The 21844-nt window shown below is 41.4% G+C and carries 20 protein-coding genes; 13 read left to right on the forward strand and 7 right to left on the reverse strand.

Annotated elements, in window-relative coordinates; genetic code table 11:
- Positions 1-185: 185 nt before the first annotated feature.
- Complete coding sequence (locus FHS10_RS04655; protein WP_259088083.1) at positions 186-893, reverse strand: DsbA family oxidoreductase; 708 nt, start codon at positions 891-893, stop codon at positions 186-188.
- Between the two features lie 568 nt (positions 894-1461).
- Here FHS10_RS04655 and budA point away from each other — a divergent pair.
- From budA to FHS10_RS04670, 3 genes are all read left to right on the forward strand, one after another.
- Positions 1462-2268: an acetolactate decarboxylase gene (budA, locus tag FHS10_RS04660; RefSeq protein ID WP_259088084.1), complete on the forward strand. Its 807-nt coding sequence runs from the start codon at positions 1462-1464 to the stop codon at positions 2266-2268.
- Positions 2269-2392: 124 nt separating this feature from the next.
- Positions 2393-2956, forward strand: coding sequence for a carboxymuconolactone decarboxylase family protein (locus tag FHS10_RS04665; RefSeq protein ID WP_259088086.1), 564 nt, complete (start codon positions 2393-2395; stop codon positions 2954-2956).
- The gene (locus tag FHS10_RS04670) at positions 2957-4192 is read left to right on the forward strand and encodes a DUF3179 domain-containing (seleno)protein (RefSeq protein ID WP_259088087.1); all 1236 of its coding nucleotides are present in this window, start codon (positions 2957-2959) and stop codon (positions 4190-4192) included.
- A gap of 2 nt (positions 4193-4194) precedes the next feature.
- Here the strand turns inward: FHS10_RS04670 and FHS10_RS04675 are convergent, their stop codons facing one another.
- The gene (locus FHS10_RS04675; RefSeq protein ID WP_259088088.1) at positions 4195-4494 is read right to left on the reverse strand and encodes a hypothetical protein; all 300 of its coding nucleotides are present in this window, start codon (positions 4492-4494) and stop codon (positions 4195-4197) included.
- Between the two features lie 205 nt (positions 4495-4699).
- Between FHS10_RS04675 and FHS10_RS04680 the strand changes: the two genes are divergently transcribed.
- The 3 genes from FHS10_RS04680 to FHS10_RS04690 all read left to right on the forward strand — a co-directional run bounded on the left by FHS10_RS04680 (position 4700) and on the right by FHS10_RS04690 (position 7988).
- Positions 4700-5512 (forward strand): helix-turn-helix domain-containing protein, encoded by an 813-nt coding sequence (locus FHS10_RS04680; RefSeq protein WP_259088089.1) that lies wholly within the window; start codon positions 4700-4702, stop codon positions 5510-5512.
- A 57-nt stretch (positions 5513-5569) separates the two neighbouring features.
- Positions 5570-7324, forward strand: coding sequence for a serine hydrolase domain-containing protein (locus FHS10_RS04685; protein ID WP_259088091.1), 1755 nt, complete (start codon positions 5570-5572; stop codon positions 7322-7324).
- 301 nt (positions 7325-7625) lie between these two features.
- Positions 7626-7988, forward strand: a complete 363-nt coding sequence (locus FHS10_RS04690; protein ID WP_259088092.1) for a hypothetical protein — start codon at positions 7626-7628, stop codon at positions 7986-7988.
- Between the two features lie 231 nt (positions 7989-8219).
- On the opposite strand, the gene FHS10_RS04695 is transcribed toward FHS10_RS04690, so the two are convergent.
- Complete coding sequence (locus FHS10_RS04695; RefSeq protein WP_259088093.1) at positions 8220-9221, reverse strand: TolB family protein; 1002 nt, start codon at positions 9219-9221, stop codon at positions 8220-8222.
- Positions 9222-9269: 48 nt separating this feature from the next.
- On the opposite strand from FHS10_RS04695, the gene FHS10_RS04700 reads away from it, so the two are divergent.
- From FHS10_RS04700 to lysA, 3 genes are all read left to right on the forward strand, one after another.
- Positions 9270-10559, forward strand: coding sequence for a DUF885 domain-containing protein (locus tag FHS10_RS04700; protein WP_259088094.1), 1290 nt, complete (start codon positions 9270-9272; stop codon positions 10557-10559).
- A 609-nt stretch (positions 10560-11168) separates the two neighbouring features.
- The gene (locus FHS10_RS04705) at positions 11169-12479 is read left to right on the forward strand and encodes an aspartate kinase (protein WP_259088095.1); all 1311 of its coding nucleotides are present in this window, start codon (positions 11169-11171) and stop codon (positions 12477-12479) included.
- Between the two features lie 94 nt (positions 12480-12573).
- Positions 12574-13779 (forward strand): diaminopimelate decarboxylase, encoded by a 1206-nt coding sequence (gene lysA / locus FHS10_RS04710; RefSeq protein WP_259088096.1) that lies wholly within the window; start codon positions 12574-12576, stop codon positions 13777-13779.
- Between the two features lie 4 nt (positions 13780-13783).
- On the opposite strand, the gene FHS10_RS04715 is transcribed toward lysA, so the two are convergent.
- Together FHS10_RS04715 and FHS10_RS04720 are read right to left on the reverse strand one after the other, a co-directional pair.
- Entirely contained in the window at positions 13784-14545 is a 762-nt protein-coding gene (locus FHS10_RS04715; protein ID WP_259088098.1) for a hypothetical protein, read from the reverse strand.
- A 94-nt stretch (positions 14546-14639) separates the two neighbouring features.
- Positions 14640-15293: an HAD family hydrolase gene (locus FHS10_RS04720; protein ID WP_259088099.1), complete on the reverse strand. Its 654-nt coding sequence runs from the start codon at positions 15291-15293 to the stop codon at positions 14640-14642.
- A gap of 430 nt (positions 15294-15723) precedes the next feature.
- Between FHS10_RS04720 and FHS10_RS04725 the strand changes: the two genes are divergently transcribed.
- The 3 genes from FHS10_RS04725 to FHS10_RS04735 all read left to right on the forward strand — a co-directional run bounded on the left by FHS10_RS04725 (position 15724) and on the right by FHS10_RS04735 (position 17997).
- A complete protein-coding gene (locus tag FHS10_RS04725; RefSeq protein WP_259088100.1) occupies positions 15724-16860 on the forward strand; it encodes a GAF domain-containing protein in 1137 nt (378 codons plus the stop codon).
- 198 nt (positions 16861-17058) lie between these two features.
- On the forward strand, positions 17059-17253 hold the full coding sequence (locus FHS10_RS04730) for a cold-shock protein (protein ID WP_090644815.1): 195 nt from the start codon (positions 17059-17061) through the stop codon (positions 17251-17253).
- 345 nt (positions 17254-17598) lie between these two features.
- Entirely contained in the window at positions 17599-17997 is a 399-nt protein-coding gene (locus FHS10_RS04735) for a YtxH domain-containing protein (RefSeq protein ID WP_259088101.1), read from the forward strand.
- A gap of 74 nt (positions 17998-18071) precedes the next feature.
- Here FHS10_RS04735 and FHS10_RS04740 read toward each other — a convergent pair whose 3' ends face one another.
- Together FHS10_RS04740 and FHS10_RS04745 are read right to left on the reverse strand one after the other, a co-directional pair.
- Positions 18072-19952: a M1 family metallopeptidase gene (locus FHS10_RS04740; protein WP_259088102.1), complete on the reverse strand. Its 1881-nt coding sequence runs from the start codon at positions 19950-19952 to the stop codon at positions 18072-18074.
- Between the two features lie 265 nt (positions 19953-20217).
- Positions 20218-20724, reverse strand: a complete 507-nt coding sequence (locus FHS10_RS04745) for a DUF892 family protein (protein WP_259088103.1) — start codon at positions 20722-20724, stop codon at positions 20218-20220.
- 131 nt (positions 20725-20855) lie between these two features.
- Between FHS10_RS04745 and FHS10_RS04750 the strand changes: the two genes are divergently transcribed.
- The gene (locus FHS10_RS04750; RefSeq protein ID WP_259088106.1) at positions 20856-21803 is read left to right on the forward strand and encodes a Smr/MutS family protein; all 948 of its coding nucleotides are present in this window, start codon (positions 20856-20858) and stop codon (positions 21801-21803) included.
- Positions 21804-21844 lie beyond the last annotated feature (41 nt).

A 21844-nucleotide genomic window follows, 5' to 3' on the forward strand; every position in this document is an offset into this window, starting at 1 on the left:
GTTTCGCGTTATTTAAAAATGTTGAAAACTAATTTGCGCTTTGATTGTATTGCTTTCGCCATAAGCAAAAATAGCGCGTGTTAAATGTAAAATCCATTTAACACGCGCTATTAAAGTTTTATAACGAAACTAATCACCCGGGCATTAATAAAAACCAGGGATAACCATTTTAACCATTTTTTTGATTATCCGCAATCACCATCCGGTGAGCACGATTCGCCTTCAATAATGGTAAGGGTGGGTTTTTGATTTTCCTGCTGCCACTCGGCAAATGATTTCTCAATAGTTTCCTGGAAAACCAGCACAGCCTGCGCGCCAGATACACCGTATTTACTGTTCATTACAAAAAACGGTACACCCCTGATACCTAAATGCTGAGCTTCGGCAATATCGTGTTTTACAGCGTCGGCGTATGTATCACTTTCTAAAACCTGTTGTACCGCCGCTGCATCAAGACCAATAGCCGTACCAAGTTTTATGAGCGTTTCATTATCATCTATATTTAAGCCCTGGGTAAAATAACCATTAAATAAAGCTTCTTCGGCCTTATCGCCTAAACCTTGTTTTTTAGCAAAGTGACTAAAACGATGTGCTTTAAAGCTGTTAGCCACAACAGCACGGTCAAAATCATAGGCAAGACCAACTTCGGCTGCCATTTGGGTAACGTGGTTGTGCATTTGTTGGGCGTAATCAAGCGTCCAGCCCTTGGCATCAGCAAGGTATTGGTTTATGCTGATGTTGGGATCGGTTTTCATATCGGGGTTAAGCTGAAAGCTTTTCCACTCAATTTCTACCTGGTCTTTATACTCAAATTGTTCCAGGGCTTCTTCAAAACGACGTTTGCCTATATAACAAAACGGGCACATCACATCGCTCCATATTTCTACTTTCATTATTCGTGTTTTAATTGCTGAACAAATTTAGGTGATGGATTCTATATCGTTGTTGGGGTAAAGTAAAATTTGATAGTAAATGAGCTGTCCTTCCCAATAGCCATGGATTTAAAACCTTGAGTGTTCGAAACGTTTAAAAGAGCAAGGGGAACGTGCGATTCCTTCCTTGGGGAAGCTACTGTGTGTACACATCTTTCTAAAAAAGAAAAATGTCATTTCGATAGAGCGAAGGAGGGGGATGAGGAGGGCGCGAAAGAGAAATCTTCTACGAGCGACAAGCAAACGTAGCCTGTCGTATAAGATTTCTCACCCTTGCCCTGCAAAATCCCTCCCTCCAAGGGTTCGAAATGACAACGTCTTTGTTTAGTGATACGATTCCCAAAGATGTGTACACACAGTAGCCCGTTGGGAGGGAATAAAAAATCTTTCGAACACTCAAGGTTTTAAACCCATCGCTATTGGGAAGGGCCCTACAGGTAGTTTTTACTCACATTTTATTTATCGCCAAACACTTGCATAAATTACTGTAAAACAATTGCTTTGTAACCGTTAATACACAACTGTCGCCATGCAAAAAAAACGCGTTCCCTTATACCTTTTGTTAATCCCATTACTTTTTAACCAGGCAGCTATCGCGCAGCAAAAAACAAAACCGGCTAACGGCGATGATTTGTTTAGCGCGGGTTTCGCATCCGGGTTTATTGGCGGCTTGTATGATAACTGGTATCCTTACAAAGATCTGGAAAAACATGGTAATTTTGGCATAGGCGCACCTGGCCATTTAGATGGAGAATTGCTGCTGCTTAACGGCAAAATCTACCAAACCCGGTCTACCGGTAAAACCACCCTGGTGGCCGATACCGGCAAACTCCCTTATGCCGTGGTATGCTTTTTTAAAGCCAAAAAGGTGTACAAACACACCGGGGCTTTAACCAAAACCGCGCTTTACAGTTACCTGGATAGTTTACTTACCAACCAAAACGGCATTTATGCCATACACATTAACGGTAAATTTAAGCTTGTTAAAACCAGGGCTTTCCCGCCGGTTGAAAAGCCTTACCTGCCGTTGGCAGCTATGCTTGACAGGCAGCACTTTTTTGAACATAACAATGTACAAGGCGACCTGGTAGGTTTCCGAATCCCAACATTTATGGAAGGCGCGCATATCAGCGGGTATCATTTTCATTTTCTGTCGATGGATAAACAAGCCGGAGGTCACTTGATTGATCTGCTGGCCGAAGACATCACCATTGAAATAGATACGCTTACAAGCTACACGATGGATTTGCCTCAGACTGCCGATTTCAACAACTTCGACTTTAAAAAAGACCGTAAAGAGGAGATCAAAAGTGTGGAAAACGGTAAAAAACAATGAGTTGCCAAATAAATTTTTATGCTTCGTGCTGTTTATTTATTTTTTTAGATAAATTAGGGTCGATTATAAAACCTGTTATAAACTTATTGGCCGGCTGCAAAACCGGGAACTGTTAACTTTTGATATGCCATACATACCATTAGATGAAAACCTGCCGGGTATTACCGGCTTGTTGAATTATCGCCTGGATACAGCTTTGCCCATAAGGCAGCTTACCCAGATCTTACTGCGCGGCGAATCGACGCTTACCGAAGGGGAGCGTGAGTTGATTGCCACTGTAGTAAGTAATGGTAACCAATGCCGTTTTTGTACTAACGCCCACACGGCGGCAGCGGATGTATTACTTGGCGAAACAGAAACCGCCGAAAAAGTTAAGAACGATCCCGATAACGCTTCCGTAAGCGAAAAAATGAAATACCTGCTGGAGATTGCCCGCAAAACCCAGGTAAGCGGTAAAAATGTAACGACGGAACTGGTTGAAAAGGCCAAACAAGCCGGCGCTACTGATCTGGAACTACATGATACCGTTCTCATCGCCGCATTGTTTAGTTTATATAACCGCTACGTAGATGGCCTGGCCAGTGTAACGCCCACCGAACCCGCATTTTATAACCGGCTTGCGGGTATTCTTAAAACAAATGGTTACCTGCCATCGGCAAACAGGTATGCCGCCTTAAAAGCAGATTAAATGAAGAAATATATACACAGACCAGGGATATTTTGGATTGGAATAATTTTGTTGGTGCTGCCCGGCCTGGTACACGCTTATCTGCTAATGCCTTTTCCCGGCAGCCAGGACCTCAATGCCATTACTGTTTGTTATTACTTAGAGAAAATTGTTAACCCGCTGCGCTTGATAGGGTTGATATTTATTGTTTGGTACCTGTACAAATTCTACGCTAAAAACACCCAAAGGGGCAAATGGGTAAAGGCCATTGTATTTTTACTTTGCCTGGGTAGTTTTTACCTTACCGATTATATGTACAAGGCCGAAACTATGTTTAAAGAAACAGAGGCGGTCAAATTTGCCAGCGGACTAACCAATAAAGTCCCGCTAACTTACCTGGTAGTTGGTGTGGTAAGCAATGGCGTAGCCAAAGCGTACCCGGTTATTTATTTAGGCTATCATCATAAGGTGCAGGATAATGTTGGCCAGCAACCAGTATTGGTAACTTATTGCACCATGTGCCGCACCGGCAGGGTTTATAACCCGGTGGTAAATGGCAAAAGGCAAAATTTTCGGCTGGTTGGCGCAAGGCATTATAACGCCATTATCGAAGACGAAAGTACCAAAACCTGGTGGTACCAGGCAACCGGTAATGCCGCCGTTGGTAAGCTGAAAGGGCAGCATTTACAGGAGTTACCATATGAGCAGCTAACCCTTGGCGCCTGGCTGCAAAAACACCCTGCATCGTTAATCATGCAGCCCGATCAGCTGTATGTCCCAGATTACGCTGATCTTAAAAATTACGATAGGGTACAGGCTATTGATAAAGATAGCGCGCTGAAAAATAAGGATTCACTGATTCGTAAAAGCTGGGTTATCGGGGTGATCATTAACGGGCAGGCGAAAGCTTACGACTGGCGGCACATCCACAATAAACGCTTACTGAACGATGAGTTTAACCATAACTCCTTGCTCATCGGCATTGAAAAAGACAGCCTGAGTTACCATGTATGGAACACTACCGTAAATGGCAAAACGTTCCACTTTGATTTAAATAAAGACGACCAGCTAACCGACAAAGAAACCGCGTCTGTTTGGGATTGGGATGGTTTGTGTACAGCAGGTACGCAAAAAGGGCAACGCTTAACCAAAGTGCAGGCCTACCAGGAGTACTGGCATTCCTGGAAACACTTCCACCCGGCAACCGCGTTTTGGAAAGACGGGCAAATTGAGCCTACTGTAGCTATGATCTATTAGGTTTACCCCTCAATAACAGCAACAATTTTGCTTACGTCGATGTCATTCAACAGCTCTGTTTCCGGGATGTTAGGGTAATATTTTTTGAGAATTTTTTGGATAAGCAGGTAGCTTTCCATTGATTGAATGGGTGGGTTGGCCAACTCGCTGATGATAGAGCCGATCATTTTTAGCTTTTTAACCTCGTATTGGTTAATCACAAAGTCGGAAGTCTTTTTTTTGCGGCTTTGGGTGATCAGGTCATCCAGTTTTTTTATTTCTTCGATCAGATCGATCAGCTTTAGCACTTCCACTTTTTTCATCGGGGTAAAATTAAGCAAATAAATAATGCAAGATGTGCAGATGTGCAAATTACAGATGTGCAGATGAAAAAATGATTTGAAAATTTGAGAATTTGAAGATTTGAAAATGGCAGGAAATCAATAATTCAGTAATTAAAATAGAATTCAATAATTCAGTAATTAAAAAGCTGTAACAAACATCCCCTCCCGCTCGTCTCAATAGTATATGCTGCAGCTGCAAAAGGGTAAATATTTCGGGGTTCAAAACAAGGTCATTCATTTGGATAACCTGGTGATTACCGATACTGAGTATACCCATGATCGGGTGGACTGGCACACCCATCAAAACCCCTATTTTACCTTTTTACTGGCCGGCAATATGCAGGAAACCAATAAAAAGGAAACCTACGAATGCAGCGAGGGTACCCTGCTTTTCCACAACTGGCAGGATGCGCATTGCAACGTTAAGCACCCAGGCTATACCCGCGGCTTTCACATTGAACTGGAGCAGGATTTTTTTGAACGTTATCAGCTACCGCTAAATAAAATGGAAGGCAGTACTATGTTGAATAACCCGGTATTCAAATTGCTTTTCCGTAATATGTACATGCAAACCAGGTATACGGCTGCTATCGAAAACTTATCCATCAGCGAATCACTTTTTAAAGTTTTTGGATTGCTTACCCATGTTGGTGAGCTGGAAACAGCCCGGCAACCGGCCTGGGTTAAAAAAATAAGGGAGGTGCTGCATGAGGATAATGCCACATCACTTTCCTGGGATGGTTTGGCTGCTATAGCACAGGTGCACCCGGTGCACCTTTCGCGCCAGTTTCCTAAATATTTCAACACTACAGTTGGTGATTATCTTAAAAAACTAAGAATTGAACAGGCTGCCGGCTTGCTTGTCCAAACGGGTATGCCACTTACCCAAATCAGTTATGAATGTGGCTTTGCCGATCAGAGCCACTTTATCCGGTGCTTTAAAAAGGATGTTGGGGTAAGTCCGCTGCAATACCGTAAAATAATCTCGGCACGTTAACAATATACTATTTTGCCTGCGCTGCAGCTTGTACTATTGCGGTATAAATTATAAGCTATGTTATCAACTCTATATTTTAAAAATAGCATTGCCGCAATAATCATTATGTTTTGCATCGGCAGTACTTGTTTTGCCCAAAGCGGCATGAAGGACTATGGCGGTCACTGGGAAGGGCTTTTATCATCGCCACAAAACTTCAGTATTAAAGTAACCGTAAAAAAGGAAAAAACAGGATCGTACATCTTAACGCTTTCTGCAGGCCAGTCATCGGTAAAAAAACAATTTAAACTGTTGGCCGGTAATACTTTTGAAGTTAAGCCGGATAGTGACCTTGTGATAAAAGGGATAATCAACACCGAACAAAAGCAAATACGGCTAATGATCCGCTCGGTACAATGGAGCTATCATACCATGCTCACGGCCCCAAAAACAGGCGAATACACCGGCCGCTGGAATATTTTATTAGCATCTAATTTCAGGCCCGAATTTTATGTAAGCGTGGAAGCCGGCGATACAGATACTACCAAATATGAAGCCTACTGCTTTTCGGCAGATACCCGGTTTTCGGGTTTTGTTTGCGGTGGATTGGTTCAGCAAGGCGATAGTATCCACTTTAAAGATTTTCGCACCGGTACCCGGTTTAAAGGGAGGTTGGCCAAAGATGCCATTACGCTGCAGGCCTCAATAGCGGGCATGCCCATTACCAACGTTACACTACATAGGTCTGCTGCCGACTGGGATTTGAGCAGCAGGGCATCCAAGCTGCCATTCAATGGTAACGTTCCAGCCAATATGAACGATGGTCTGTCTGTAAGCAGTTTAAAAGCCGCCGGCTTTGATGAACGGTATTTAAAGTTGATGGCCGATAGCATTAATGCCAATAAGATTACCAATACGCACAGCGTACTCATCAGCCGTAGCGGTAAACTGGTATATGAACAGTATTTTAATGGCTTTGATGAGGGTACGGTGCATGATATGCGGTCGGCATCAAAAAGTATATCTTCTGCTTTGGTGGGCATTGCTATAGATAAGGGTTTGTTAAAGGATACCGCCCAAAAGCTCATTTCCTTTTTACCGCAGCGTTTTAAACATGTGGCCGATAATGATACCAGGAAACAAGCCATCAGTATTGGCAGCCTGCTTACCATGAGCTCGGGTCTGGATGCTATCGATTTTGGAATCGACCGAAAATCGGTTGCATCCGAAGATGAGTACCAAAACTCGCCCGACTGGCTTAAAACCGTAGTCGAGGCACCGATGATCAATTACCCCGGTACCCACGCCAATTACAGTTCGGCCAATCCATACTTGTTAGGGGTAATTATGGATACCGTGGTTAAACAACCGTTTGCCACGTTTATTGATCATCAATTGTTTGAACCATTGGGCATCAACAATTATATTGTGTTTAATGATCCGCTTAACCGCCCTTACTTTGGTGGCGGTATGCACCTGCGGCCACGTGATATGTTAAAATTCGGTTTACTTTATGCCGATGGCGGTAAATGGAAAAACAGGCAGATCATCGGTAAAAATTGGGTTGATGCGTCGTTTAAAAAATATCTGGTATTAGAAAATCATCCCGAAAAAAATGAATATGGATTTTTGTGGTGGCATTATCATTACCTGGTTAACGGTAAACCCATCAACACGATTGAAGCGCGTGGTGCAGGTGGGCAATACATTTTCATTGTTCCTCAATATCGGCTTGTAGTGGTGATCACATCGGCCAATTTCAGGAACCGCAGGGTGTGGCAGCCAGAGAAGATCATGGAAAATTACATCCTGCCGGCGGTGGCAACCCGATAAGATAATCGCCGGGGGAAAATCGCCTTTTTAAAGGAGGCTCCATCCGGAGCCAAAATTGTGGGTAAATTATTACTATAAACACGTAACTCCGCTGGAGTTGTGAAAAATAGGCTACGGCGTAGCTTCGTGTTTATAGCATAATAAATATCAATGTTTTGGCCCCGTAGGTGCCTCCTCTCTGTTTTCAATTTAAAGGCTGTGGCAAAACATTGATAACACGCTGATAATAACTTTTTAATAATTTATTGGTAACTTAACTCAACAAAAAACATCTTATCTTAGATACCAATAAAATCACATTATGAAAAGAAAATTATTTACAACTGCACTATTTGTTGGCTGCTTTATGGTATGCCTTGCGGCAATTGCCGATTTGAACGGAAAATGGGTTGGTAAAGTAGACATTGGCGGTACAGAGTACCCATTAAGTTACAATTTTAAAGTTGAAGGCGACAAGTTAACCGGTACTGCCTTAACTCCCGAAGGAGACGTGCCTTTAACCAATGGCAAAACTGATGGAACTACTTTTTCATTCAGTATAAGCACCAGCGGTATGGACATCCCTCACACCGGCAAATTTTATGGCGATTCAACTACCGTAGATCTTGACGTTAATGGTTCAAAATCGCACGCGGTTTTGAAAAGAGCCGAAGAGAAAAAATAAGATAAAGGACTGTCATCCTTCGTCCCTGCCCATGACAAGTCCACCATGTCATTGCGAGGAACGAAGCAATCTCATGCTATACAGGGCTGATCTGCACAGTTCGCGATTGCTTCGTTCCTCGCAATGACATAGCTTTACATTGTCATTTCACCTTCAGAATTTCGCGAAATTTGATAACTCAGGATGACAGTTGTTTTTTAACTCTCATGGGTAGGTACCAAAACCGATGCGCTACCAGTTCATATCAAACTTAACCCAATAAATATCATCCCAACCATTACCTGCGCTACCAAGCAACTGCTTCAATTGGGAGTAGTTTTTTGTTTTACCATCGTTAAACCCGGCATTTAACCTACTACTGGTAAATACCAGGTATTTTTTATCCCAGGTTACAAAAGGGCAATAATCAATAGCTGTGGAATTGATTGGCGCTGGCACATGTTTTACGGGTAGCCAGTTGCCTGCTTTATCTTTATGGCTGATGTACAGGTCGCCCCGGCCAAGGTTATCCGGGCGACCATCAGATGTTAAAATAATAAACTGCTCACCAGGGTCAACAAAAGCGTTAAACTCGTCATACTTAGTGTTGATGTCCTCCGGGAGTATTTCTGGTTTGGAGTAGCCGCTGTTGCCGGTTGGTTTGCAAACTACAATATCTTCGCTTCCCTTACCATCTGCTAATTCGGCTGTAAAATACAGGTTACCACTACGGGTAATACTGGGATAAAATTCGCTTTTATCGGAGTTTACATTGTTGCCCAGGTTTTCGGGTTCGCCCCATTTGCCGTTGGGTGATTTTTTAACGCGCCATATATCAAAATCCTTTTTTATGGCACTGCCTATTAGTGGCCTGTCTGATGAAAAATAAATGGTGCTGCCATCGGGCGAGAAGGCCGCTTCCAGGTCGCGGTACTTGCCAGAGAATGGGGCAACTTCTGGCAGCCCCCACCTGCCATTCTTTTTTAGGAGGCGTATTATGGTACTTGTTACAAAGCGCGGTTGCTGCAGGGTGTAAAAAATCTCATCGCCTTTTGGCGATATGGTAAAATCGCGATTGCTTAAGCCATCGCTAAGCCGGCCTTCAGTAAAAAGCTGCGGGACATTGGTTGGCAGCCGGGCATCGGGATAAGTTTGAGCGAATGCTTTGTTAAAAGCAGCAGTGAGGATAAGGAGGATGATCAGTTTACGCATGGTGATACAATTTACGTTATTTCCATCTGCAATTTGTAACATCGGGTTTAAATTATCATCGAAGCTAATAACCGTTTATAATATCCCAATATGAAAACACTGTTACTTTGCGCAGCTTTTGTAATTACCTGTTTTTGCCCGGCTATAGGGCAGCAAAAATTTGACGCATTTAGCGAAAAATTTGTGAGTGGTTACAACCAATTAAAGCTACCGCAACTGGAGTTAAGTTATGTAACAGGATTTGAGCATATTGGCTCGACTGCCGAAATTGAACGGCAGTTTACATTTTTTAAATGGGCTGATGTCGAACTCAAAAATTATAAAGCTGAGGTATTAACGCCATCGCAAAAAACAGATTACGCCTTAATTACTTATGAGTGCAGGCTCAACCTGGAACGTATTGCATTGGAGCAGCAATGGGTAAAGCATCGACCCGAAAAAATTCCAACCGGGGGCGTCATCACTATACCCGATGGCAAGGCCTGGTATGCTTATTTACTAAAGCGCTGGGTGAGTGCAGATGTAACGCCGGATGAGATCTATAAATTCGGACTGACCGAAGTACGCCGGGTACAGCAGCATATGGAAGCGGTAAGGCAACAAACCGGCCTTGATGAAGATGCCTTTTACAAACACTTAAACGATCCTGAGTTTTTTGAAAGTGATCCTAAAAAGGTGCAGCAGGCGTTTGAGCAAACCAAAGCGGTAATTTACAGCAACCTGCCCAAACTATTCAATGATACCCAGATTCATGACCTAAACATTAAAGCCGGCGAAAGTAAACAGCTTGTCCAAACGCCAGGCTATTACGATAACAATACGTTTTATTATAACCTGTTTGATAAGCCCTATAACAAACGGATGTATAATTGGCTGTTTATTCATGAAGGCGTACCTGGCCATCATTACCAGGCAAGCATCGAGGGTAAAACCAAAACATCCGCGGTACAGCAGCTTTTTTACTACCTGGGCTTTGCCGAAGGTTGGGGGGCTTATACCGAGGAATTGGGCAAACAACTGGGTGTATACCAAACCCCTTATGATGAATTGGGGAAATGGGAATGGGATATTGTACGATCTGTACGGGTGCCGCTGGACGTTGGGCTAAATTATTACGGATGGACGGATGAACAGGCCCTTGCCTTCTGGAAAAAAAACATCCGTAACCAGGATGATATCGCCCTGCGCGAAATAGCCCGTATCCGCCGCTGGCCCGCGCAGGTGGTTACTTACAAATACGGCGCTTTACAAATACTGCATTGGCGCGAAGAATTGCAACAAAAGCAGGGCAAAAGTTTTGATATCAGGAACTTTCATTCCCGCGTTTTAGATCATGGGTCGTTGCCTCTGTTTTTGGTGAAACAAAACGTATTTAACTAAAAAAAACTGCTGGTTATAAAATGTACTTTAATATCAAATGAAAACTCAACGCACATTGAGTTATACACGAATGCCCATCGCCTCGGTTACAATTTAATCGAATTTCACGAATCTTGGAATAGATCGGTAGCAGAAACTAAAATATGAGGTCAAAAAATTCATGAAATTTGCTACAATCTATCCTATGGGCGTTTAATTCGTGTTTATTCAAATTTCTGCTTATGAGAAAATAAAGTTAAATGTTAAAAGAGATTTCCCTGAATCTGAAACATCAGGGCCTTCGTATTCCGGCTATTAAATATATTTTATAAATCCTGGCAGCTGTTTATTTTTTTTAATATTATACCCAATAACAGGTATTTTATATCTGCATCTATTTAAGCAGATTTACATAAACCCAAACCTTATCAAATAAACGCAAGCCCCGGCCGTAACGGCTGGGGCTTGCGTTTTGTAAACTATTCATTAGCCTTTATAATTTCCTTTTCTCAAAAAACGGCCAAGCATATCCCTTAAATTTTAATTAGTTATAAGCGCTTTAAAATCCTATTTTTAGCGCCGCAAATAAAGGCACCGGTGGTGCCCATATTTTGGTTAACAGCAATAGCGATGAAAGTTTTAAAATTTGGTGGTACATCAGTAGGCAGTCCGGCCCGCATGAAGGCCCTCCTTGATATCATTAACCCGGCGGAGCGACAAATAGTTGTGCTTTCGGCAGTATCGGGCACTACAAACAGCCTGGTAGAAATTGGACAGGCTTATCTTACAGGAGATAAGAAGAAGGCCATTATCCTGGTTAGTGCTTTGAAGGATAAATACGAGTTGTTTATCAAAGAACTTTTTGCCAGCCCCGAATATTTGCAGCAGGGTAAAGAGGTTATTGATTATCATTTTGCTTTGCTTAGTAATATGGCTAATAACCAGTTTACCAATGTTGAAGAAAAGATCATTTTAGCACAAGGCGAACTATTATCAACTACTTTATACCATGTTTATTTAAAAGAGATTGGTGTATCGTCGGCGCTATTGCCTGCTTTAAGTTTTATGAAAATTGATGAAGACAATGAACCCACTGTTGACTACATCACCGAAAAAATAACGCCTTTGTTGGATAAACAACCCGAGATAAACCTGTTTATAACCCAGGGCTTTATTTGCCGCAATGCTTTTGGCGAAATTGATAACCTGCGCCGCGGCGGCAGCGATTATACCGCGTCATTAATAGGAGCGGGCATCCGCAGCGAAGAGGTACAAATCTGGACGGATATTGACGGGATGCACAATAATGACCCCCGCATTGTAAAAGGTACGCAGCCCATAGCCCAGCTTTCATTTGATGAAGCTGCCGAGCTTGCTTATTTCGGTGCTAAAATATTGCATCCGCAAAGCGTGTTCCCTGCTCAGAAATACAAAATACCTGTGCGACTTTTAAACACCATGGACCCACAGGCTAAAGGTACTTTGATAACACATACCAGCGAAAAAGATAAGATTAAATCCATAGCCGCGAAAGATGGTATCACAGCCATCAAGATCCAATCGAGCAGGATGTTATTGGCTCACGGTTTTTTACGCAAAGTGTTTGAGGTGTTTGAACGATACAAAACATCAATAGACATGATAACAACATCAGAAGTGGCTGTTTCATTAACTATTGATGATGTGACCTACTTAGGTGAGATCACCTCTGAACTAAATAAATTCGGATCGGTTGAAATAGATGTAAACCATACCATTATTTGTGTGGTAGGCGATTTTGGTGCCGAAAAACATGGCTACGCCGCCAGGGTATTGGAGGCGGTTAAGCATATTCCGTTACGGATGATCTCCTACGGGGGGAGTGATCACAACCTGTCGTTACTGGTAAAAACCGACGATAAGGTGGAAACATTAAGAAGCCTGCATAACAGGTTGTTTTAATTTCGGAATTGGGAATTTCGATTTCGGATTTGTGAAATCGGCTCCCGCTCCAAAACTTTTGAATTTTGACTTTTAAATTTTGACTTTCCAACGCATGTTCAACAACCAAACTATAGATAAATTTTCGCAATTAGATACCCCGTTTTATTATTACGATATGGGGGTATTAAATCAAACTTTACAAGCCTGTCGTGATGCATCGGTTAAGCACGGGTTTCATGTGCATTATGCCATGAAGGCGAATTTTAATCCGCGGGTGTTAGATATGATCCAGTCGTTTGGTTTTGGTGCCGATTGCGTAAGCGGTAACGAGGTTAAAGCCGCTATTGAACATGGCTTTGATAAAGGAAAAGTTGTATTTGCGGGGGTAGGTAAATCAGACAGGGAAATAAATCTGGCTTTGGATGCCGATATCTTTTGCTTCAATGTAGAATCGGTGCAGGAACTTGAAATTATCAATGAGCTGGCTGCTGCCAAAGGCAAAAAAGCCAATGTGGCTATCCGCATAAATCCTAATGTTGATGCGCATACTCATCACTTTATAACTACCGGGCTTGATGAAAATAAATTTGGCATCAACATTTGGCAATTGCCGGATGTGGCTACTATGTTGCGTAAATGTGCCAGTTTGCAGTTTTTAGGTATCCACTTCCACATCGGTTCGCAAATTACCGATCTGGAAGTTTATAAAAGCCTTTGTACCCGCATTAACGAAATGCAGGATTGGTTTGAAGACCACGGTTTTACGGTTAAAGTGTTGAATACCGGCGGAGGTCTTGGAGTTGATTATTACAGCCCCGATACCAACATCGCCGACTTTGAAAACTATTTCCAGGTGTTTAAACAATTCCTGAATGTAAAACCAGGGCAAGAGGTGCATTTTGAACTTGGCCGTGCGTTGGTAGCCCAAAGCGCGTCATTGATATCAAGGGTATTGTACGTTAAAAACGGCAAAAAGAAAAACTTCCTGGTACTGGATGCTGGTATGACCGAACTGATTCGCCCGATGCTTTACCAGGCATATCATCAGATAGAGAATATAAGTAGAGAGAATCAAGAATCAAGAGTCAAGAATCAAGATGAGGCTGCCACTCACCACTCACCACTCACTACTCACCATTTGAAATACGACATTGTCGGTCCTATTTGTGAAAGCACGGATTGTTTTCAGAAGGATGTTGATATGCCCGAATCTTTCCGTGGCGACCTGATTGCCGTACGCACAGCGGGTGCATACGGCGAGGTAATGGCGTCGGGCTATAATTTACGCGATAGGGTAGGGAGTATTTACTCAGAGTAAGGGTTTAAAGCCTTAAGCCCAACCTGAACTGTACATAGGTGCCGCCTTCAACAACAAAAAAGTATTGCTTAAGCTGTAAAAAGTATGCAAACGAAACATTTGTAGGCGTTTTGTAGGTTACGTAGTTATTGTTGGTGTTGTTGTAAATATTGTCATTACCAAAGGTTTTGCCCACAAAGGCACGAAAGCCCATTTCGGTATTAGGCTTGCGGCCATGAAAAACTATTTCGCTGGTTAACCCGCCCGTAAACAACTCAGTACGTGTATCGGTGTAAAAGTTAGGGTCGCCGGTTACTGCCTTCCTAAAGCGCGCGTAATCGCCAAACTCGTGACTATAAACTGCCTCAAAACCAATAATGCGGAAATCGGTTCTGCTATCAGTATTTATAAAGAAGTTCCCGGATAAGCGGCCGCCCACGGCACCAAAAAACTTATTCTTAAAGTAATGGGGATTGTCTTTTTCCAAATCGTAGTTTTCGTAATTGCCTAAAGAGGTAAATCCGCCATAAGCCAGGTTAAAGTTTTGAAAAGTATGGGCTTCGCTGATGTTTAGTTGACCGCTGGTTAACTGGTCTGACAGGTTGTTGCTAAAATCCAATACCACACCGCCAGATAGATAAGTGGCAGATTTAGTGCTATCCATCGACATTGGCTTGGGCATATAGGCTATATCGCTGTGATGCAGCGCCGGCCCGTAAACATGATCGCTGCATGAACTAAAGAAACCGGCAATAACTAACGGAATTACGTAAAATTTAATTTTCATAAGTATAATTGGTTAGTAGTTTAGGGCAATAAATCTAAAACCAATTATACGTTAAATTAAACTAATCCGTAACAGTTGTTTTAATTATTCTTAATTAGCGCAGCAAGCCAGTAAAATAGGCATCGTTAAAATCGGGCGAAAAATGGAGTACATTGGGTAGTTGGCTAAACTCATCCTGCTCGTGTGTGGTAGTCAATACAACGGCATTCATTCCCGCGTTGGCTGCTGCCTCAACTCCTTTGGGTACATCTTCAAACACAATACAATCTGTTGGTAAAGTATTCAACAGTTCGGCTGCCTTTAAAAAAGTTTCGGGATGGGGTTTGCTCAATATTACGTCATCAGCACTAACTATCGCTGTAAAATAATGCCTGATGTTAAGGTTATCCAATACAAAATCAATATTAAAAGGAATAGCCGCCGAACCTATGCCCATAGGAATTCCTTGCTGATAAGCCGCCTCTAAAAACTCGTGTAAACCAGGTAAAAGCGCCAGCTGAGGTAAAAACTCCTGCTGGTAACGCTCTTCCTTTTTATAGGAAAGATCGTTCATCTCGTCCAGCGTAAACCTGTCTGGCCCAAACATTCTTACCAATACTTCCGGATTTTTACCGTACATCTGTTTTTTAACCTCGTCCCAGGTAAAGTTGCCTCCTAACTGGTTGTTTAGAAGCGACTGCCAGGCTTTGGTATGGTAAGGCATATCATTGATCATGGTGCCATTAAGGTCGAATATAAAGGCCTTCATATTGCTTTTTTGATTTTGGGCGAAAATACGCTTTCTGGAAACTAAAAGCCTGCTAAAGGCATATATTAATTATTCATGGATGGAATTTTACGTTTACCATATAGTTAAGCTCAATTTTTAAAATGTAGCTGGAATAATAAGGACTGTGTTGTGATTGTTTTAGTGCGATAGTTACTTTTAGTAAGCCCATTGGCCCAAAAGGCTAAAGGGCTTTTTTTATTAAAACGCAACCCCGCGTAGGAACATCTATTGTTGTGATTTTTACATTAATAATTCGTCAATTTTTTAAAACAATTTCAAGAACACATGTTTTATATTCCTAATAGCTATAATTGGAGAGATTAGCGTCAAATTGACAACTAATTAATGTTTTTAATCGTACTAAACAATAAAGCATAATTGCCCATAGATATCTGTACACAAATTAATAATGAGTAACGAATTACTACGCCTGCAGGCAGTAAAGAAATTTATGGAACTTGACCATCAGATCGTTACTGATTTGAATGAGATAGTGGGCTTAGCTGCCCAAATTTGTAATACCCCTGTAGCGCTTGTCACCCTGCTTGATAAAGATAAACAATGGTTTAAAGCAGCCATTGGCACCGATATGGATTGCACCGAAAGAAAGCTTGCTTTCTGCAATTTCACTATTAAACAACCTGGTGTTTTAGTGGTTCCGGATTTGGCTTTAGATGAGCGGTTTTGTGATAGCCCTTTGGTTACCAGTGGAATGAAGGCAAGGTTTTACGCGGGCGTGCCTTTGATAACCAAAGAAGGCTTTGCATTAGGCACACTTTGCGTAGTTGACGTACAACCAGGTGAATTAAGCAAAAATCAAATAAACTCATTAAAAGTATTAGCCAAGCAGGTATTAAACCTAATGGAGCTTAACTGGAGCCTGCGCACTTTAGAGCACCAGCATCAGCAAACACAGATACAAAAAGCGGCTATAGGCAAATCAGAAATGAAGCTTAAAGCTATTTTTGATAGTTCAAAAGATACTCATATTTTGGTAGGCCGGCAGTTGGAAGTGCTGGCTTTTAACAAGTCGGCTTCTGTTTTTATCCGCACAACTTTCAATAAAAAACTTACCAACGGCGATAGCATCCTTCAATATACATCGCCCGGGCTACTCAAGCAATTCAGCAAATACTTTACTGTAGCTTTAGCAGGCCGTTCTATAAAACGCGAGTGGGCGCTGTTTCCTGGTACATTGAATGAAAGCTGGAAAGAAACTTCATTTATTCCGGTTAAGGATATTAGTGGTATGGTTATAGGTGTGGCACTAAACTCAACCGATATTACCACCCGTAAAAGACATGAAGAGCAGATTCGGATACAAAACGAAGCGTTACAACGTATTGCCATCATTCAATCGCATGAGTTACGTAGGCCAGTTGCCTCATTATTGGGTATCATGGACCTGATGAGAATGGAAAATATTGATTTTGGCTACTTCAACATTATGGAAATCACCGTGCAAGAACTTGATGAAAAGATCCGGGGTATTGTTAAAGATTCAGAAGACACCATTAAGGGTGGCCACTTAGCCATTGTTGCGTAATTTTTTAATTTGAGAATTTGAATATTTGAGAATTTGAAAATTATAACGTTTGCGTTCAATGCTTTGAACTTAAGTTAGATAACCATGTATTGTGCTTTTAATTATCTGGTAAAAGCTGTTCCATTTTCAAATCTTCAAATTCTCAAATCTTCAAATGGCTAAAATTTCCATATCTTTCGGCCTTTAATAAATAAAATAATGCAAAAAGAAGGAACAGTAAAATTTTTCAATGAGACAAAAGGTTTTGGATTTATCACACCTACAAGCGGTGGTCAAGACATTTTTGTTCATTCAACAGGCCTTATCGATGAGATCCGTGAAAACGACAAAGTAGAATTTGAAGTTGAAAACGGCAGAAAAGGTTTAAATGCGGTAAATGTAAAAGTTATCTAAGTATAATATATCATTAAGCATACCGGGCATTCACTTTTTTAGTGGATGCCTTTTTTATTTCAGTTATTTGGCTGCGCCGTTATTGGTCATTTCGCTGCGCTGTCATTAGGCTGCGCCGTCATTGGTCATTTCGCTGCGCTGTCATTAGGCTGCGCCGTCATTGGTCATTTCGCTACGCTGTCATTAGTCATTGGTGTTTTTTTTATCTTTTGTCCAAACGTCCTTGCTCCTTTGTCCAAAAGTCTCACAGTCCAAAAGTCCCAAAGTCCAAAAAGTCTCCAAAACTGGCATTGTTGTTGTTTATACTACTACAATTGAATCATCACATTTAAAAACATAACAAAAATGAAAGATCAAGCAAAAATTATAGCTGCACTATTGGTAGGTGCCGCAGCGGGCGCTGCATTAGGTTTATTATTAGCACCAGAAAAAGGTGGCGACCTAAGGGACGATATAGCCGATTACATTAATGATTTGGTTGATACTGCTAAAACAAAAGCGCAAACTACAGCAAACAACGTAAAGCAATATAGTAATGATGCCATTGAAACAGCAAAAGCAAAGTTTAATGGTACAGTAAGCGATTTATACGATTATAAAGATGATGCCATTGAAACCGCAAGGTCAAAAGCTAAAGCAGCAGCGGATGGGGCCCAGGCTGTGGCAGAAGGCATTGCCGAAGATGCTAAGGCCAAAGTGAAAACTACTGCCAACAACTGGAACAATAACATACAAAACGCATAATATTTAGTACTATGCTTAAAACAAAAAATCCGGCCAATTGGCCGGATTTTTTGTTTTAATACTTTTTTGAAATTTTATTTAACATCTAATGTATTATCCTTCTCGGTAGCATCCATAAATATGCCGCCATCTAAAATTACAGTTTTAATGGTTTTTGTAGTTTTAAGGCTTAAGGAAATTTGTTTTTGATCCTGCTCCCAAATTGCCGGTGTTTGGTGTTTGGTTTCGATAGTACCATCGGTGTAGATGATCTTTACATCAAACGGGATAGCAAAGCCACCTACGTTCTTAATGTCGGCCAAATATCCGTTTGATGCTTTGCTAATTTTTTGCAGGCTTAGGTCGATATAATAATTGGTGAAAAACCAGTTGTTGAAAAACCAGTTAAGGTTTCTGCCCGATACATCATTCATGGAGTTAAAGTAATCCCATGGGATAGGGTGTTTGCCATGCCAGCGGTCCATATAGCCATGCAATGCTTTTTTAAACAACTCATCGCCCAGCATATCTTTTAAGGCGAAGTAGCTCAATGATGGTTTTCCGTAAGAGTTGTTACCATACCCGGCTCTTAGCTCGCTTGAAGGGGTTATAACAGGCAAATCCTCGGCTGTCGAGGCGTCATGGATCCATCCGTTAATCCTGAAATCTTTATACAAGGCATCTGCTTTTTCTTGCCCAACTTCGTCGGCACCAATCAAGCGCTCAAAAGTAGTAGCCCAGCCTTCGTCCATAAAAGCGTAACGGCTTTCGTTGATCCCCATGTAGAAAGGGAAATAAGTGTGCGCTATCTCATGGTCCTGTACAAAAGCGGCAAACTGGATATCATCGGTATGGCTATCGTTTACCATCATTGGGTATTCCATATCTGCAAAACCCTGGAAGGCGGTCATTTTAGGGAAAGGATAAGGTACGCCCGGCCAGTTGTGTGACAGCCAGCTTAAAGAATGCCTGCCAGCCTGTACCGCGTGATGAAAATCGGCAGCGCTATCCTGAAAAGCAGCCTGCATGCTGGCCCTGCGATGGGTAGCATCATCAACTATAGCACTTGCACCATCCCATACATAATGATCACTGATACCAACAGCCATATCACTGATGTCATTGGCTTTCCAAACCCACGAGTTTTGGTCTTTTTGAACAGTTATTTTCTTTTTAGCCAAATCTGCCACAGTTGCAATGTGAATCGTCGAATCGCTGGTCATTGATTTTTCCAGGCGTTTGGCGTATTCCGGCTGTAAAACCTCTGTAGGGTTTTGCAAGGTACCGGTAGCCCACACAATATAGTTTTTAGGGGCATTTACCGTAAGTGTATAGTCGTTAAAATCGTTATAAAACTCCTGTCCATCTAAAAACGGCAGCCTGTCCCAGCCATTATAATCGTCATATACAGATACGCGTGGATAAAAATAAGCCAGGTAATAAGTAGTTGGGTCAATCATTCCTTCACGTCCGCTTTGTAACGAGATCTGGAAATGCCAGTCGATATCAAGTTTAATCTGCGCATGTGGCAGTAACGGTTTGGTTAAATCAACACGCATATTGGTTGAGGCACCTTCGCCATTAACTTTAACGGCTTCACCATCTACTAAAAATTGATCAAACTGAACACCTGAAGTAAGGTAATCAGGGCTGGTATCTCCAAAACGCGCCACCCCTGGTTTGTGGATATTCAGGATCAACTTCATGTTAAGCCTTTTTAAGGTATCGGGGCTATTATTAACGTAGGTAATGGTTTCTGTCCCTTTGATATTTCTATCTGGCGGAAGCGCGGTAATGGTAATGTTATAAGTACCATGATTTTGCCAGTAGTTTTTGCCCGGTTTACCATCGGCCTGGCGGGTGCCTTTGTCAAATGCTTTTTGTATATCGCGGGGCTTATACAAATCCTGGGCCTTTACCTGGGTTAATGCGAGGCATGCTAACGCCGTTAACATTAAGGGTTTAGTTATGTTCATAGTTAATAGTATTATATCTGTAAAGATGCTTTTAACAGAAAAATGTTACAAGGTAAAATTAGATTTAATTTACCTACTTATAAGTCAGTTTTTGGTAACAAAAGTGTAACATCCCCTTTATTTGCTAAATAAGGATTTGCTATTATGAGAAATATTTATTCTCTTTGTTTAAGTTATTTTAATAGGGGTATTAAATAACTAATATTTGAGCCATTCGCGTTATGCGGATGGCTTTATTTTTTTTAACTGTAATTGTGATAATTGTCTAATCCTCAGTTAAATATTCTTTTGATATGATCATAAGAAGGTGATCATTGTCTATCGACTCATCAAAGCATTCTGTAAGTAACTGTGTTGCCTTATCGTATTTTAATAATTTGGCTACCATCATCAGCATCCGGCACGATGTGATATTTACATGTTCCAATAATTGTATGTACATGATGATATCCAAATCGCTTAAAACAGTCATAGGTTGTTTGTCATTAAGGCAAAACTCATCTTTAACAATGGCTTTTATCGGATTACAATTTTTGTCGGATGGGATTTCGCCCATATACCTGTAAACCTCGTCCATCCTGATGATCTGTTTTTTGATATCGCCCCAAAACTCATTAATAGCTAACTTTAAATTGCTGAAAGAAGCAAGGCCGCTAATGTTTTCGAGGTTGTTGTTGAGATAGCATTTACCAAAATAAATGCGGTTAAGATTGTGTACAAATACTTGTTTAAGTAAGTGGGGATCTAAGTGATTAGGGGTGCTCTCGCTCATGATTTTATAAAATAAAAAACGTTAAATATGTGTTTAATAGGGTTTTAATCAAGTATAATGCTAATAGCTAAGCTTTATTTATATTTTAATGTGCGCATATAAGCTAACTTTGCCAACTGATAAGCATAAGTATGAAATATAAATTAGGCGATTTTGTTCGCTTTGTTGATGAAAAAATGGAAGGTTTTGTAACCCGCATCATTGACGATCAAATGATAGGTGTTACCGGAGAGGATGATTTTGAAATTCCTGTGTTGGCCAGCAAAGTAACAAGTGTGCATGGTTATGAACCCGCAGGCTCAAAAAAGTCGGCAGTTGCCGATGAAAAACCTATTGATTTAGCCCGGTTTGAAAAGAAGGGCATTTATATAGGTGTGGTTACCGATGCAAAGGCGCAATCGGTAGTGCATTTTTATTTGGTAAACGCTACATCTTTTCAACTACTAACAACTTTAAGTACAGCTAAGCAGCAGGTATTTAAAGGGGAGTTTGCGGGAGTTGTACCTCCGCAGTCTACAGAGATGATATACTCTGCCCAATTAGCCGATCTGCAATTATGGCCCGAGTTTACTTTCCAGGTTCTTTACAGTACCAAACAAAACATTGAACAGCCGGCACCATTGGTGGTAAAAGAAAAATTTAAAGCAAAAGATTTTTCGGGTACAAAAAAGCAGGTTCCTTTATTGAATCAGGCAGGCTGGCTTATCAGGCTCGACGAACCGGAAATGGTTATAGACGCTCAAAAACTAAAAGAAAGCTTTTTTAAGCCTGCCGAAGAAAAGATAGTAATAGCAAAACCCGTAAGTGAGGTTGATTTACACATTGAAAAACTGCGCGACGATTACCAATTTTTGCAAAGCAGCGAAATGCTGAGTATTCAATTAGCGCATTTTCATAAAGCATTAGATGCTGCCATAGTACACCAACTGCCCGATGTTACATTTATTCACGGTGCAGGCAACGGTACTTTGCGCAATGAATTACATAAACTATTGGGTAAACATCCAAAAGTGCAAACTTTTATGGATGCCCGTAAAGAGAAATTTGGCTATGGTGCTACCAAGGTGTTATTAAAATAATTCCTGGTATTTAGGTGCCAAACCCCGTTAGCTCATTTAGG

Origin of the sequence: Mucilaginibacter dorajii, from assembly GCF_024808255.1 — a bacterium.
Taxonomy (GTDB): domain Bacteria; phylum Bacteroidota; class Bacteroidia; order Sphingobacteriales; family Sphingobacteriaceae; genus Mucilaginibacter; species Mucilaginibacter dorajii.

Excerpts from the sequence above, each read along its gene's own strand:
- FHS10_RS04735 (WP_259088101.1), top strand. The coding sequence starts at position 17,599 with ATGAAAGATCAAGCAAAAATTATAGCTGCACTATTGGTAGGTGCCGCA.
- FHS10_RS04725 (WP_259088100.1), top strand. The coding sequence starts at position 15,724 with ATGAGTAACGAATTACTACGCCTGCAGGCAGTAAAGAAATTTATGGAA.
- FHS10_RS04715 (WP_259088098.1), bottom strand. The coding sequence starts at position 14,545 with ATGAAAATTAAATTTTACGTAATTCCGTTAGTTATTGCCGGTTTCTTT.
- FHS10_RS04730 (WP_090644815.1), top strand. The coding sequence starts at position 17,059 with ATGCAAAAAGAAGGAACAGTAAAATTTTTCAATGAGACAAAAGGTTTT.
- FHS10_RS04750 (WP_259088106.1), top strand. The coding sequence starts at position 20,856 with ATGAAATATAAATTAGGCGATTTTGTTCGCTTTGTTGATGAAAAAATG.
- FHS10_RS04695 (WP_259088093.1), bottom strand. The coding sequence starts at position 9,221 with ATGTTACAAATTGCAGATGGAAATAACGTAAATTGTATCACCATGCGT.
- budA (WP_259088084.1), top strand. The coding sequence starts at position 1,462 with ATGCAAAAAAAACGCGTTCCCTTATACCTTTTGTTAATCCCATTACTT.
- FHS10_RS04700 (WP_259088094.1), top strand. The coding sequence starts at position 9,270 with ATGAAAACACTGTTACTTTGCGCAGCTTTTGTAATTACCTGTTTTTGC.
- lysA (WP_259088096.1), top strand. The coding sequence starts at position 12,574 with ATGTTCAACAACCAAACTATAGATAAATTTTCGCAATTAGATACCCCG.
- FHS10_RS04690 (WP_259088092.1), top strand. The coding sequence starts at position 7,626 with ATGAAAAGAAAATTATTTACAACTGCACTATTTGTTGGCTGCTTTATG.
- FHS10_RS04665 (WP_259088086.1), top strand. The coding sequence starts at position 2,393 with ATGCCATACATACCATTAGATGAAAACCTGCCGGGTATTACCGGCTTG.
- FHS10_RS04680 (WP_259088089.1), top strand. The coding sequence starts at position 4,700 with ATGCTGCAGCTGCAAAAGGGTAAATATTTCGGGGTTCAAAACAAGGTC.
- FHS10_RS04655 (WP_259088083.1), bottom strand. The coding sequence starts at position 893 with ATGAAAGTAGAAATATGGAGCGATGTGATGTGCCCGTTTTGTTATATA.
- FHS10_RS04745 (WP_259088103.1), bottom strand. The coding sequence starts at position 20,724 with ATGAGCGAGAGCACCCCTAATCACTTAGATCCCCACTTACTTAAACAA.
- FHS10_RS04705 (WP_259088095.1), top strand. The coding sequence starts at position 11,169 with ATGAAAGTTTTAAAATTTGGTGGTACATCAGTAGGCAGTCCGGCCCGC.
- FHS10_RS04720 (WP_259088099.1), bottom strand. The coding sequence starts at position 15,293 with ATGAAGGCCTTTATATTCGACCTTAATGGCACCATGATCAATGATATG.
- FHS10_RS04740 (WP_259088102.1), bottom strand. The coding sequence starts at position 19,952 with ATGAACATAACTAAACCCTTAATGTTAACGGCGTTAGCATGCCTCGCA.
- FHS10_RS04675 (WP_259088088.1), bottom strand. The coding sequence starts at position 4,494 with ATGAAAAAAGTGGAAGTGCTAAAGCTGATCGATCTGATCGAAGAAATA.
- FHS10_RS04685 (WP_259088091.1), top strand. The coding sequence starts at position 5,570 with ATGTTATCAACTCTATATTTTAAAAATAGCATTGCCGCAATAATCATT.
- FHS10_RS04670 (WP_259088087.1), top strand. The coding sequence starts at position 2,957 with ATGAAGAAATATATACACAGACCAGGGATATTTTGGATTGGAATAATT.